The following is a 13441-nucleotide window of genomic DNA, read 5'->3' on the forward strand; positions in this document are numbered from 1 at the left end:
TCAGAGCTTGCTGTCAACCCAGCCGGCCACCGCCTGCAATGCTTGCGGCAAACCACTCGGATCGGTACCGCCGGCCTGCGCCATGTCAGGACGACCGCCGCCTTTGCCACCCACTTGCTGGGCGACGAAGTTGACCAGATCACCTGCCTTGACCTTGGCAGTACTGTCGGCAGTCACGCCGGCAATCAGACTGACCTTGCCATCCTTGACCGAGGCCAGCACGATGGCTGCCGTCTTCAGTTTGTCCTTGAGCTTGTCCATGGTTTCACGCAGCGCCGTCGTGTCGGCACCTTCCAGCGTGGCCGCCAGCACCTTGATGCCCTTGACATCAACCGCCTGCGTCAGCAACTCATCACCTTGATTGGCAGCGAGCTTCGACTTCAGACCCGACAATTCTTTTTCCAGCGCCTTGACGTGGTCTTGCACCTGCGCAATACGTTGTGTCAGTTCTTCCGGCTGTGCCTTGAGTGCTGCAGCCGCTTCATTGACGCGATTGCTCAAGCCCTGCACCAGCGCCAGCGCGCCGGTACCGGTAACCGCTTCAATCCGGCGGATGCCGGCAGCAACGCCGCCTTCGGCGACGATCTTGAACAAACCGATATCACCGGTACGCTTGACGTGCGTACCACCGCACAATTCACGCGAGGTACCAATCGACAGCACCCGCACTTCGTCGCCGTATTTTTCGCCAAACAACGCCATGGCACCTGCGCCGACAGCATCGTCAAAGCTCATCAGACGTGCTTCGGTTGCCGCGTTGTCCAGAATTTCGCGATTCACGATTTCTTCCACGCGACGAATTTCTTCGGCCGTCACCGGCGCATTGTGGCTGAAGTCGAAACGCGTCTTGTCGGCATCGACCAGCGAACCCTTTTGCGATACATGACTGCCCAATACTTCGCGCAACGCCTTGTGCATCAAATGGGTGGCCGAGTGATTGCGGATGGTGCGTGCGCGCTGTTCAGCATCTACCTTGGCTTCCAGCGTATCGCCGACTGCCAGGGAACCCTTGGTCAGGGTGCCGTGATGACCGAATACATCGGCCTGAATCTTTTGCGTATCAGCGACGCTGAACGTGGCAGCGGCAGATTCCAGCAGCCCGGCATCGCCCGCCTGACCACCCGACTCGGCGTAGAACGGCGTGGTGTCCAGCACCACAATGGCGTCTTGACCAGCTTCGATTTTCTGTACGGCGCTGCCATCCACATACAAGGCCACCACTTTGGCTTGCTGCGTCAGGGCGTCATAACCGACGAAGCGGGTCTTGTCGCCGCTGTATTCGATACCGGCGGCCATTTTGAATTTACCGGCGGCACGCGCGGTCGACTTTTGGCGCTCCATGGCCACGGTGAAACCGGCTTCGTCCAGTTCGACTTCGCGTTCGCGGCAAATATCGGCTGTCAGATCAAGCGGGAAACCGTAGGTGTCATACAGCGTGAAGGCAGTTTCGCCATCCAGCGTCTTGGCATTCTTGGCCAGTGCGGCTTCCAGAATTTTCATGCCGTGTTCCAGCGTTTCGCCGAAACGTTCTTCTTCCTGCTTCAATACCTGCTCGACGCGGCCTGCTGCTTCCGGCAATTCCGGATAGGCGGCACCCATTTCAGCGACCAGATCCTTGACCAGACGATAGAAGAAAGGCTGGGTCTGACCCAACTTGTGACCATGACGCAGCGCACGGCGGATGATGCGGCGCAGCACATAGCCGCGACCTTCATTGCCAGGGATCACGCCATCCACGATCAGGAACGAGGTAGCGCGGATGTGGTCGGCAATCACCTTGAGCGAATTGTTTTCCAGATCGCTGGTCTTGGTTTCGCGCGCCGCAGCCTTGATCAGGTTCTGGAACAGATCGATTTCATAGTTGCTGTGCACGTGTTGCAGAATTGCAGCCAGACGCTCCAGACCCATGCCGGTATCAACGCAAGGCGCCGGCAACGGCGTCAGTGTCGCAACACCGGTTTTCGGATCGATCTGACGGTCGAACTGCATGAACACGTTATTCCAGATTTCGATATAGCGATCGCCATCGGCGTCCGGGCTGCCCGGAGGACCGCCCCAGACATCGGCGCCGTGATCGTAAAAAATTTCAGAGCAAGGACCGCACGGACCGGTGTCGGCCATTTGCCAGAAATTGTCGGAAGCGTAAGGCGCACCCTTGTTGTCGCCGATACGCACCACGCGTTCTTTCGGCAAACCGATTTCATTGACCCAGATATCGTAGGCTTCATCGTCGGTTTCATACACCGTCGCCCACAACTTGTCGGCCGGCAACCCATACACTTTGGTCAGCAGTTCCCAAGCCCATTTCAGCGATTCACGCTTGAAATAGTCGCCAAAGGACCAGTTGCCGAGCATTTCGAAGAAAGTATGGTGACGGGCGGTATAACCGACGTTTTCCAGATCGTTATGCTTGCCGCCGGCGCGCAGGCAGCGCTGTACCGAAGTGGCGCGCACATAGTTGCGCTTGTCAGTCCCGAGGAACACGTCCTTGAACTGCACCATGCCTGAGTTGGTGAACAGCAAAGTCGGGTCGTTACCCGGTACCAGGCTGGACGACCGGACAATGGTGTGTCCCTTGGATTCGAAGAATTTCAAAAACTTGTCGCGGATTTCGGCTGAGTTCATGTTCGAGGACTGTAAAAAAACGGTGCAATATGACGGACCGATGATTATACGTGATAAGCCCTGCTGTAATCATGGTCTGTCACGGTGCTTGCGGGCAGACGTAAAAAAACCCGTTCGGATCGCTCCCAACGGGTTAATGGTGATATCAACCGAAGTTCTGGCTGGTAAATTCTGGCGAATGCCGCTCTTCCTCGCTCAGACCCTACCGGTTAACACCGCCACCGGTAAATCAGGCACCCTTGTACAGGTTGTTGGACGCTTTTTTTGCGCGGTGATGCTTTTTATGCTTCTTGTGCTTCTTGTGCTTTTTATGCGCCTTGGCTGCTGGCGCGGCGGCCGGAGCGGACGTTGCCGCTGGAGCTGATGCCGGAGCAGGCGCATTCTGGGCCATGACTGGCAGTGCGAAAGCGGCGACGAGTACTGCGGCCAACAATTTATTCATTTTCATCATTTTCCTCGTTAAGTGTTGTTCATCCCAAGTTCGCGTCTCGCTTTTTCACTTCAACCCGTCACTTTAGCGTGATGGATCCGCCCCGACATACGACCTTGTGCATTCTTAACGCGGCGCTGTTCGTTCGCGTTGACATGACCATTACGTGCCGCTTTGGCTTCAATATGATCGACCCGGGCTTCGCCGCCCTGCAGCTTGCCAACCTGCTGCTTGCTGAGCACACCGGACTTGATACCGTTGTCGATGCGCTGTTCCTGATTTACGTTTCTTTGCACGTCAGCTTGCATGCGCTGGCTCGACACCGAATTCGGGTTGCCGCTCACGCCGTTATGCTTGTCGGCCGCAATCTCGCTGCTGGCCTTGTTCTGCATACGGTTGATCCTGGCCTTTTCAGCGGGACTCAGATTGCCGTTCTTGAGGGCATTCGACTGCACCTTGTCGATCCGGCTTTCCTGGCGCTCCAGCTTGCCGGCTTCGCCGGTGCTCAATTGACCGGACTGCAACCCGCTTTCTATCCGCTGTTGCTGGTTGATGTCGCGCTGGGTTTCGCTGGCAGCCGTTTGCGCAAATACCGGGACCGATACCGCGACCAGCAAAGCCATCATTGTCAGTTGTTTCATCATCGTGCCTCTTAGGTAGGAATGGGCAACGCCGCCCATGCTTCCAATAACGATGTGAGACTGCCGGCGACGACCCGTCCCTTGTAAGGCGCGTAAGCAAATATTACCGGGCGCGTCCGATCTGACCAGAGCTTAATGCGTCGGCGGACGTTTCTTGTGCACCGCCGTCTTGTGATGCGCGCTGACCGGGTGCACCGCCTTGTGCGACTGGCTGTGGTTGCGGCGATGCTGATTGCCGGCAAGCTTGTGTTTTGCCGGCTTCTTCTTGCCGGCCTGCGCCACAGTACGCTTCTTGACCGGGGCCTTGGCTTTCTTCGGCACTGGCGGAGCCGGCCGCGGCTTGGCAAGCGCCTGCTGCTGACGGGCGGCACGCTGCTCTTGCAACAAGCGGGCTTCGCGCACTGTCAGTTTGCCGGCCTTGAGGTCGCGCACGATGGGGTCGTCACGATAGGTTGCGTGGGATGCTGCCGGCTGCGCCAATCCCGGGATCGCCACTGCCAGAGCCAGCAGGGCTGCAATCAAACTGCTTTTCATGATGCGGAAGACTTTCTTCTTGTTTTGATGTTGTTGTGATGTTGTTGTGATCGTGCCGACTTGATCAATCCGGACCAATCAGATCGATACGATCGGTACAGATACCGTCGACACCCCAGCCGCGTATTTCACGCGCCCTTTGCGGGTCGTTGACGGTGTAGCAGAATAAACCAAATCCGGCGTCTTTGATCGCACGTGCTTGCCGCTCGGAAAGATTTTTATGATTGGTGTGCAGCGCTACCGCATCCAATATCTGCAGTTGCTGTTGCCAGTCATCAGGAATCGTATCGACCAGAAAGCCGCGAGGAATTTCCGGTGCCGCGATTTTGGCCGCCATCAGCGCTTCAAACGAAAATGAGGAAAACAGTGGCAACGTGGCGTCGTTGTGCCCCGCCACATGCGCGCCGATGGCATCGGCAAATGCACTCTTTAGAGCCAGCGCCGCCACGGTGCCGGTAGCCACGGCCACCGCTTCCGAGGCAGGCTTGATTTCAACATTCATCCAGACCGCATGTTGACGGCAAAATGCCATGGCCTGCGCCAGCGTGCAGACCGGCTCGCCGGCAAAGGCCGGGCTGTGCCAGCCACCGGCATCCAGCGCCAGCAGCTCCGACAAGGTATGGTCGGCAATCTTGCCGCTGCCGGGCAAGGTTCTGCCCAATACCGGATCGTGCATCAGAATCGGTTCCTGATCACGGGTCAGCATGACATCGAACTCCACCCCGCGAAATCCGTGCGACCAGCCGCAACGCAACGCTGCCAGAGTATTTTCCGGGGCCAGCGTGCCACCACCGCGATGCGCAAGAATTGTCGGATAAGGCCACATGTGTCCGCCGCAGAAATTATCGATCCCGGCATTTTATGCCGGCCGGCGCTGCCGCAACAACCTTTCGGTAACGGATTGCGTCATTTCGTCGCAAGTTGCTTTGCAGCGCCGCTGACGGCAGACATCATGCACACTGACTAACCCGACCGGAGTACTGCATGAACCCGACCAATTCCCTGCCGCCAAATGCCGAGGCACTCGCCGCCGCCCACCGGCGCGTGTCCCGCAAACTCGGCTTTTATACGCACCTTGGCATCTATTGCATCGTCAACTGCGGGCTGATGCTATTGAACCTACGCCATCCGCAACACCCCTTTTGGGCACTCGGACCGCTACTCGGATGGGGAATCGGGTTACTATTTCACGGCCTCCGCGTATTTCTGCGCATCCCGCCTGGCTGGAAACAGCGCATGCTTGAACACGAATTGAGAAACAGATAAACGCTTCATGAACCTGACCGCTTCACGCCTGCGCCTGCTGGCGCATGATTTGCCCCGCAGCATATTGCCGACGATCGCCATCAGTGTGGCCTGTGCACTGGTGGTGACCTACCTGATGCACATCGGCTCCGGCTTTGCCGAAAACCTGATCTTTTCGCTGTGCATCGGCACCACCGCCATGTTGCTGATCAACGGCGCACGATTGCTGTTCTGGGGCCGTGAGGAACCACCCAAAGTGCGTTTTCTGCTGGTGCTGCTGATACTGGCGCCGCTGTCTTTCTTTATCGGCAACCTGATCGCCACTGCGTCACTCGGGCGCGCCGCCGAAGCGTTTACCATCAATCAGGCCAACAACACTATCGGCATCATCGTCCTGACCTTGCTGGCTTGCGTCGGCGGCACGCTGTTTTTCTGGAACCGCGAAAAAATGGCGGTGCTGCGGGCGCGCAATCAGCAAATCGAACGACAAACGGTACAGGCCCAATTGCAAATGCTGCAAGCCCAGATCGAACCGCACATGCTGTTCAACACGCTGGCGACCCTGCAAAGCCTGATCGCCAGCGAACCATTGCGGGCGCAGCAAATGCTGGATCAACTGATTCACTATCTGCGCTCCACGCTGTCTGAATCGCGCAGTGGCAAAACCACGCTGGGACGTGAATTCGACCTGATGCAAGCCTATCTTGGCCTGATGTCGCTGCGCATGGGCTTGCGACTGACCTACGCCTTGCGCCTGCCGGATGACATGCGCGAGATACCGATTGCGCCGATGTTGCTGCAACCGCTGGTGGAAAATGCCATCAAGCATGGCCTGGAACCGAAACTCGATGGCGGCGATTGCACGGTACAGGCCACCCGCCATCGCGGCATGCTGGTGCTGAGCGTGTTCGATACCGGCCGTGGTCTGGATCCCTCTGTCAGCTACAACCAGAATGACGGCATGCATATCGGGCTGGACAATATTCGCGCCCGCTTGCAAGCCTTGTATGGTCCGCTGGCGGAATTGACGCTGACCCACAATATCCCCGACGGAACGGTGGCGCAGATCACCATTCCGCTGACGCCCGGCAAACGCAAATGACGAGCCCGTCTTCCGCCCCGGTGCGCGCACTGATTGCGGAAGACGAACCGCTGCTGGCGGCGGCGCTGGCACGCACGCTGGCTGCTGTGTGGCCGGCGTTGCAGCTGGAACCGCTTGCAGAAAATGGCGTACGCGCGGTGGAACAGATTTTCAGCAGCCGCCCGGATCTCGTTTTCCTCGACATCAACATGCCCGGCAAAAGCGGACTGGAGGTGGCACGTGAAATGGCAGAAGAATGGCCGCAGGAATATCCGTTTCCGCTGTTGGTGTTTGTCACCGCCTACGATCAATATGCAGTTCAGGCATTCGATCTGGCGGCCATCGACTATGTGTTGAAACCAGTATCCGAAATGCGCCTGAGCGATACCGTGGGTCGCCTGCAAGCGCGCCTGGCAACGACTGGTGGTGACCGGGAATTGCAACAGGCGATCGGGCAATTACGCCAATTGCATCAGGTTGCCGCAGCGCCGGAAAAGCTGAACATGATCCGCGCCGCAGTGGGCAATCAGGTTCGCCTGATTCCGGTTGCAGACGTGCTTTATTTCGAAGCCACCGACAAATACATCAATGTCGTCACGGCCAACAGCGAATCACTGATTCGCACCAGCCTCAAGGAATTGATTCCGCAACTCGATGCCAGTCAATTCTGGCAAATTCATCGCAGCACCGTAGTGCGCATCCAAGCCGTCAGCGCGGCGCAACGGGGCGACAGCGGTAAGCTGACCCTGACCTTGCATGCGCGTCCCGAAACCCTGACGGTGAGCCGTTTGTTTGCCCATCTGTTTCGTCAGATGTAAATCCCGCCTGGGCCAAAACGCCATGCATCAGGGATAGTAGCGACCGGCAGCGCGTGCCGCCACTTCATACACCTTGGGCAATACAATCCCGCGCCGCTCCATCACCGACTGCTTCATGCCGACCACGAACTGACGCGAATAGCGTACCGGAATCTGCGACGGATCATGACCATCGCGCAGTATTTCAAGCGCCATGGAGGCGGCATCTTCGCCCTGCTCCAACGGCGAAGTGCCGATGGTCAGCATGCCACCTTCATGCGCAAACTGGCCCTGATAAGAAATCACCGGCACCGCCGAATGCGCCTCCGTCCACTGCACGATCTGATCGGCAGGAATCGGTTTCAATCCGCCCTCGGTGCGCCGGATCGTCCGGTAGCCAGACAAGACGATGACATCCGCCTGCAGTCCCAATATGTCGAGTTTTTCTTGCCACTCATCCCAATTCGCAGCCTGTTGCGGCGGCACAACCTCGACCGGTCCCCAATCAAAGTTTTCCCATTGCTGCGCTTCGCCCAGCACACTGCCTGAAGCATCGCTGAGCAAACCCAGTCGCAACGGCCGCTGCAACTTCTGAAACCTGGGAATCGCCAGCAACGCTTCGCGGATCGCAGCCAATGGCAAGCGCTCCACCACGCCGGTGACATTGTTGGCCAGATCGTAATGATAGTCGCCGGGATCGTGATCAATCCCGCCAAACACCACTTTTACATGCGGATGATTGATGTAATAGCGTGCCGCGTACTGCTGGGCATCGTCGTCCAACGCAATCAATATATCCGGATTGATTTTATCGATGGCGGCCCGCGCATTGGTGCCGGCGGCAGCCAGCCCTTGCACCGAATTCTGCGATTTGGAATCCATGTAATACCAGTGCAAGCGGTACATCGAGCGGTCTTGCAACACCCGCCGGATACCGGTGTTGATGTCTTGCACCCAGGGATCGTTTTCTTCGAAACTGTGCAATATCACGATGCGCGGCTTGCTGGCGTTGTACCAGACGAACAGGCCCACGCTGACCAGCACGAAGATACCGACCAGCAAACCTTCAACGGTGATTTTCCTGATGAGTTTCATAGGAAGCCCATCATCTTCCAGAACGGAATCGAGGCATACACTGCCAGCAATCGCGCCACATTCATGAAAGCATTGAAATACAGAAAGGATTTTTCATCGTAGAGCGACTTGTTCTTGTTCAAATCATGCAATTGCAGATAGTAAGAACTCTGGAACGGCAAAAACCAGATTTCCGAAAACAGCAAGATGATGAAACCGATCACCCACGAATTGATACCGGCGCTCTCGGCCAACGGCATCAGCACGGCCGCCGCGACAATCACGGTGGCATTGTTGGGCACCACCAGCCGTGCCAAGCACATCAGGCCGAACAGCCACAATACGAACCACAGGAAATGGTCGTGCATGTATTGGCCGAGCGCCGGCAATGCCGCCACGAACACGGTATCGAGCCGCAAATAGCCGATGGTGGCGGCCAGGCCGGTGACGCCGCTCATATAGAGCAAAAAGGTCCAGTCCACCTTGTCGCGAAATTCCTGGCGTTTGAGAAAGCCGCACAAGACCAGCACGCACAAGGCAGTGAAACCCAGCCAGGGCGGAGAAATATCATGAATCGCGCTGGTGGCCACGCCGCCGACAATGAACAACAGGCTGAACAATGCTGCCCACTCGCGCTTCTTCAGTTTGCCGAGCAGTTGCAATTGTTGTTCGACGCGCTCTTTCGGCAATTGCGGAATTTCCTGATTGCGAAACCAGATCGCCGACCCGGCCGCATAAAGCAGTAACAACGCCAGCAACACCACGCCGGCACTGCTGAACCAAGTCAGCAACTGAAAATATTCCTGATCCTGTCGCGGCATCAGGCCCGCCACCGCATAGTTGATCGACTTGCTGGTCAACAGCATTGCCGACAACAACGTGGTGCCGCTGAAGCAAGCCATCGCCAGCCGCGTTGCCGCCGCGCCGCGCGGCTTCAATCCCAGACTGTCGGCCATGTCGGCATAGAACGGCGCCACCAGTGCCATGCGGCCGTTGAGCGTGGGAATGATCGGGGTAATCATGGCGCCCACCGAAAACAGACTGAACACTTGCCAGAACTGGGTATTGGGCAAGCGCCGCAACAAAATCAGCATGAAACGGTAGCTCAATCCCGAACTCACCACGACCGTGCCGAGCGCCAGCGTGCTCAAGGCCATCAGGAAACCATCGGAGGCAAACCCGGACATGATCACCGGCGTCGGCACCAGCCCCGTCAAGAGCACCCCCAATACCGCAAACAGCGCCGGAATATACTCATCGACCAAGGTGAACGACCACATCATCACTGCCGCCGCAAAGATTGCCGCAAAAATCGTGGTGGTCCGGTTCAGCCCCCATTGCTCGCCATAACCCAACAGCAGCAACGGCAACAGCAAGGCCAGCAGCCATCCGATAATCCGTGCCGGTTTCAGCGCCGGCTTTTTACTTGTCACCGCCGCAGCGGCGACCGGCGTCGCCTGCGCCAGCTTCTCGCCGGCCAGATGACTGGTCAGCGACAACAGCAATTCATCCTTGAGTGACGGATTGGCCGCGGCCAGTGTCAGCATCGCCGCCTTGGGAATTTGCAGCAAGGAAACCTCGCCCAGCGCCCGCGCATTGGTCAGATAATGCCGCGCGCCATGCACCACCTCTTCGCCGAGGCGTTGATGCTGCAAGCCGAACTCCCGTCCCAGCGGCGATATGAGCCGCACCGATCCCTGCAACAGCAGGTAGAAATGCGTCGCTTTGTCGGTGGTGCTGAAGATCGCTTCGCCAGCCTGGCAGCGCCGCTCCGTCATTTGCGGCAGCAACGCCGCCAGACTTTGCTGGCTGCAGGTGGCAAAAAGGGGTTCAAGCAATAATGCTTGCGTAGTATTTTTCATGTCGGATGAATGGCATAGGCTGTCCGTGAACGCCTCATCCGCTTGCGTGCACTTGAACCACGCACTGACCGCTGAGGACGCCCCGCGACGATAGTGCATCAGTTGCGCACTACTTCATCCATGAAAGAAACAGGGTATTTGATGCTTTATGACCGCTTTGCCGGCCTTCTTCTTTCAATCCCAAGCAAAAACGCCTGCCGGATCAGCGGCAGGCGTTTCTGGTTTCGGTATCAGGCCACGGAACAATCAGTAGCCGGCGTCCCGGATTGCATCTTTGGTCGCATGCAAGGCGATGTCGATATGGCGCAAGGCGTCGGCCTGCAAACCGCGTACGCGCGGATCGTCTTCTTCATGGGCAACATCCTGATGCGCCTTTTCCAGCGCATGGACCGCATCGTGCAGACGACCGCGGCGATCAGGGCTGGCATCGGGACGCTCCGGACGCCCCATATTCTTGCCGACATCCACGCCCAGTTGCGTGACCGCGCGCGCGGCCTGATCGATTTCAGCCAGTGCCAGTTGCTCATTGCGGCCCATTTGCCAGTTGTCACCGGGACGATGATCAATCAGCCAGCGCGCCAGATGCAAGTCAGCGTCGGCATGCGCATAATAGGGATGACGGCCGGGTTCATCCGCATGGGCGGAAAAAATCGTCAATGCCGGCACCATCAGGCTCAGTAACGCCAGTTTTTTTATCATTTTCATTTGCCACTCCTGTTGTCGTTGAAACATACCTCACTGTTGGCTGCCCGGAATTTCACGATCCGGTCAGTGACCATAGTACGGGCCGTGATAAGGCCGGTAATAGCCGGGACCTGCGGGGACTACGATGCAGGCAGACAATGTCGTGCTCAGTACGACACCTATCAAAATCAGTTTGACCAGCTTTTTCATGATGACCTCCTTGGACTTGAATAATGGATGCAGCTTGCGCGCATAGAAAAGAAGCAGGTAATTCCGATCCGTTTCAGGTGTAATCAATTATTTCCCTCGTCCCGGGGAATCGCCGTTAAAACCCGACCGGCTGCGGTAAAATGTCCGACAACCCATACATCCAGGCAATATTTCCAAGCATCCATGAGCAACGAACTGAAAAACGGTCACGTCCCCGCCCCTTCCACCAACTTCCTGCGCGGCATCATCGAGGCCGATCTGGCCGCCGGTACTTATGCCGGTCGCACAGACAGCCAGGGACAGGCACTGCCGCCGATGGTGACGCGTTTCCCGCCGGAACCGAATGGCTATCTGCATATCGGCCACGCCAAAGCGATCTGCCTCAACTTCGGTCTGGCGCGTGACTACGGCGGCCGCTGCCATTTGCGCTTCGACGACACCAATCCTGAAAAGGAAGATCAGGAATTCGTCGACACCATCATTGACTCGGTCAAATGGCTCGGCTTCGACTGGCAACAAGACGGCAAGCCGCATCTGTACTACGCCAGCAATTACTTCGACACCATGTACGCCGGCGCCCAGGCGCTGATCCGTTCCGGCCTCGCCTATGTCGATGAACAAAGCGCCGATGAAATGCGCGCTACCCGCGGCACCCTGACCGAACCGGGCACCGACTCGCCATGGCGCAACCGTACCGCCGAAGAATCGCTGCGCCTGTTTGAAGAGATGCGCGATGGCAAGCATGCCGATGGCAGCCTGATCCTGCGCGCCAAAATCGACATGGCCAGCCCCAACATGAATCTGCGCGATCCGGCCATTTACCGCATTCGTCACGCCACCCATCACAACACCGGCGACAAGTGGTGTGTCTATCCGATGTACGCGTTCGCGCATCCGATTGAAGATGCCCTGGAAAACATCAGCCACTCGATCTGCACGCTCGAATTCGAAGATCAGCGTCCGTTCTACGACTGGGTACTGGCACGCTTGTCGGACGAAGGTCTGTTCAAGAAGCCGCTGCCGCATCAGTATGAATTCGCCCGCCTGAATCTGACCTACATCATCACCAGCAAGCGCAAGCTCAAGCAACTGGTGGATGAAAAGATCGTCGACGGCTGGGATGACCCGCGCATGCCGACCATCGTCGGTCTGCGCCGGCGCGGCTATACGCCGGAAGCGATTCGCCTGATGTGCGACCGCACCGGTGCCTCCAAGAACAACAGCTGGATCGATTACAGCATCCTCGAAGGCGCACTGCGGGACGATCTTGATCCCAAGGCACCGCGCGCCGTCGCCGTGCTGCGACCGCTGAAACTGATCATCGACAATTTCCCGGAAAACCACAGCGTCGAGTGCAGCGCACCGGTATATCCGCCGGCCCATCCGCTGCACGACAGCGAACACCGCCGTTTCCCGATCAGCAAGAATCTGTGGATCGAACAGGAAGACTTCATGGAAGTCCCGACCAAGGGTTACTTCCGTCTGTTCCCGGGCAACAAGGTGCGCCTGCGCTACGGTTATGTGGTGGAATGTACCGGCTGCGACAAGGATGCGAACGGTAACGTCATCGCCGTGCATTGCAATTACTTTGAAGACAGCAAGAGCGGTACGCCGGGCAGCGCCAATTACAAGGTCAAGGGCAACCTGCACTGGGTCAGCGCCGACCATGCGCTGCACACTGAAGTGCGCCTGTATGACCGCCTGTTCACGGATGCGCATCCGGATGCCGGCGGCAAGGATTTCAAACTGGCGCTCAATCCGAACTCCAGAGAAGTCATTGAAGCCTGCCTGGAACCAACGCTCAACGCGGCCAAGCCGGGCGAAATTTACCAGTTTGAGCGACACGGCTACTTTGTAGTTGATCACATCGATGCCGCCAGCGACAAACCGGTGTTCAACCGCGCTGTCACCTTAAAGGACAGCTGGGTCGCGAAATAAGTCTCTCAGAGAAAACAGCAACAATTGCATTCGACACCGACTGGAGCTATCGCCATGTTTGAAGTACTGGAAATCAAGCGTTTCTCGTTTGGCACCATCTACAAAATCCTGGCAATCGCCTCAGGCTTTTCGATGGTGCCGCTGTCCATCCTGATGGGTCTGTGCGCCTTCTTCGGGGCCGAGACCATTGTCTGGAACGGCCAGCATCTGACCGGCATGCGCGGCCTGGTGGTATCGCCGCTGGTGGGCGTGGTGTTGTCACTGATTTTCACCGGTTTTCTCGGCACCCTGTTCGCCTGCGGTTTGTGGCTCTACTCCAA

The 13441-nt window shown here is 57.5% G+C and carries 14 protein-coding genes; 5 read left to right on the plus strand and 9 right to left on the minus strand.

The window, feature by feature from the left end; all coding sequences use genetic code 11:
• From alaS to ugpQ, 5 genes are all read right to left on the minus strand, one after another.
• Window positions 1-2625: an alanine--tRNA ligase gene (gene alaS / locus AKL27_RS22745; RefSeq protein ID WP_050465159.1), complete on the minus strand. Its 2625-nt coding sequence runs from the start codon at window positions 2623-2625 to the stop codon at window positions 1-3.
• Window positions 2626-2854: 229 nt separating this feature from the next.
• Window positions 2855-3073, minus strand: a complete 219-nt coding sequence (locus AKL27_RS22750) for a hypothetical protein (RefSeq protein ID WP_050465160.1) — start codon at window positions 3071-3073, stop codon at window positions 2855-2857.
• Window positions 3074-3126: 53 nt separating this feature from the next.
• Complete coding sequence (locus AKL27_RS22755) at window positions 3127-3696, minus strand: hypothetical protein (protein ID WP_232311072.1); 570 nt, start codon at window positions 3694-3696, stop codon at window positions 3127-3129.
• A 132-nt stretch (window positions 3697-3828) separates the two neighbouring features.
• Window positions 3829-4230, minus strand: a complete 402-nt coding sequence (locus AKL27_RS22760; protein WP_050465162.1) for a hypothetical protein — start codon at window positions 4228-4230, stop codon at window positions 3829-3831.
• A 64-nt stretch (window positions 4231-4294) separates the two neighbouring features.
• Entirely contained in the window at window positions 4295-5056 is a 762-nt protein-coding gene (gene ugpQ / locus AKL27_RS22765; protein ID WP_050465163.1) for a glycerophosphodiester phosphodiesterase, read from the minus strand.
• A gap of 158 nt (window positions 5057-5214) precedes the next feature.
• Between ugpQ and AKL27_RS22770 the strand changes: the two genes are divergently transcribed.
• The 3 genes from AKL27_RS22770 to AKL27_RS22780 are packed head-to-tail and all read left to right on the plus strand — an operon-like array spanning window position 5215 to window position 7374.
• Window positions 5215-5496 (plus strand): 2TM domain-containing protein, encoded by a 282-nt coding sequence (locus AKL27_RS22770; RefSeq protein ID WP_050465164.1) that lies wholly within the window; start codon window positions 5215-5217, stop codon window positions 5494-5496.
• A 7-nt stretch (window positions 5497-5503) separates the two neighbouring features.
• Window positions 5504-6577: a sensor histidine kinase gene (locus AKL27_RS22775; protein WP_050465165.1), complete on the plus strand. Its 1074-nt coding sequence runs from the start codon at window positions 5504-5506 to the stop codon at window positions 6575-6577.
• Complete coding sequence (locus AKL27_RS22780; protein WP_050465166.1) at window positions 6574-7374, plus strand: LytR/AlgR family response regulator transcription factor; 801 nt, start codon at window positions 6574-6576, stop codon at window positions 7372-7374. Before AKL27_RS22775 ends, AKL27_RS22780 begins: the two co-directional genes overlap by 4 nt.
• Window positions 7375-7401: 27 nt before the next feature.
• On the opposite strand, the gene AKL27_RS22785 is transcribed toward AKL27_RS22780, so the two are convergent.
• From AKL27_RS22785 to AKL27_RS28695, 4 genes are all read right to left on the minus strand, one after another.
• Window positions 7402-8448: an ABC transporter substrate-binding protein gene (locus AKL27_RS22785; protein ID WP_050465167.1), complete on the minus strand. Its 1047-nt coding sequence runs from the start codon at window positions 8446-8448 to the stop codon at window positions 7402-7404.
• Complete coding sequence (locus tag AKL27_RS22790; RefSeq protein WP_198156060.1) at window positions 8445-10265, minus strand: SLC13 family permease; 1821 nt, start codon at window positions 10263-10265, stop codon at window positions 8445-8447. The genes AKL27_RS22785 and AKL27_RS22790 overlap by 4 nt, the downstream gene beginning before the upstream one ends.
• 270 nt (window positions 10266-10535) lie before the next feature.
• On the minus strand, window positions 10536-10994 hold the full coding sequence (locus AKL27_RS22795) for a hypothetical protein (RefSeq protein ID WP_050465169.1): 459 nt from the start codon (window positions 10992-10994) through the stop codon (window positions 10536-10538).
• Between the two features lie 63 nt (window positions 10995-11057).
• Window positions 11058-11183 carry a hypothetical protein gene (locus AKL27_RS28695; RefSeq protein WP_269749269.1) on the minus strand — a complete coding sequence of 42 codons (126 nt, stop codon included), beginning with the start codon at window positions 11181-11183 and terminating at the stop codon, window positions 11058-11060.
• A gap of 183 nt (window positions 11184-11366) precedes the next feature.
• On the opposite strand from AKL27_RS28695, the gene AKL27_RS22805 reads away from it, so the two are divergent.
• Together AKL27_RS22805 and AKL27_RS22810 are read left to right on the plus strand one after the other, a co-directional pair.
• Complete coding sequence (locus tag AKL27_RS22805) at window positions 11367-13121, plus strand: glutamine--tRNA ligase/YqeY domain fusion protein (protein WP_050465171.1); 1755 nt, start codon at window positions 11367-11369, stop codon at window positions 13119-13121.
• Between the two features lie 54 nt (window positions 13122-13175).
• On the plus strand, window positions 13176-13441 hold a 266-nt coding region (locus tag AKL27_RS22810; protein ID WP_050465172.1), incomplete at its 3' end, for a hypothetical protein.

The sequence above is a fragment of the Herbaspirillum autotrophicum genome (assembly GCF_001189915.1).
Classification (GTDB): Bacteria; Pseudomonadota; Gammaproteobacteria; order Burkholderiales; family Burkholderiaceae_D; genus Herbaspirillum; species Herbaspirillum autotrophicum.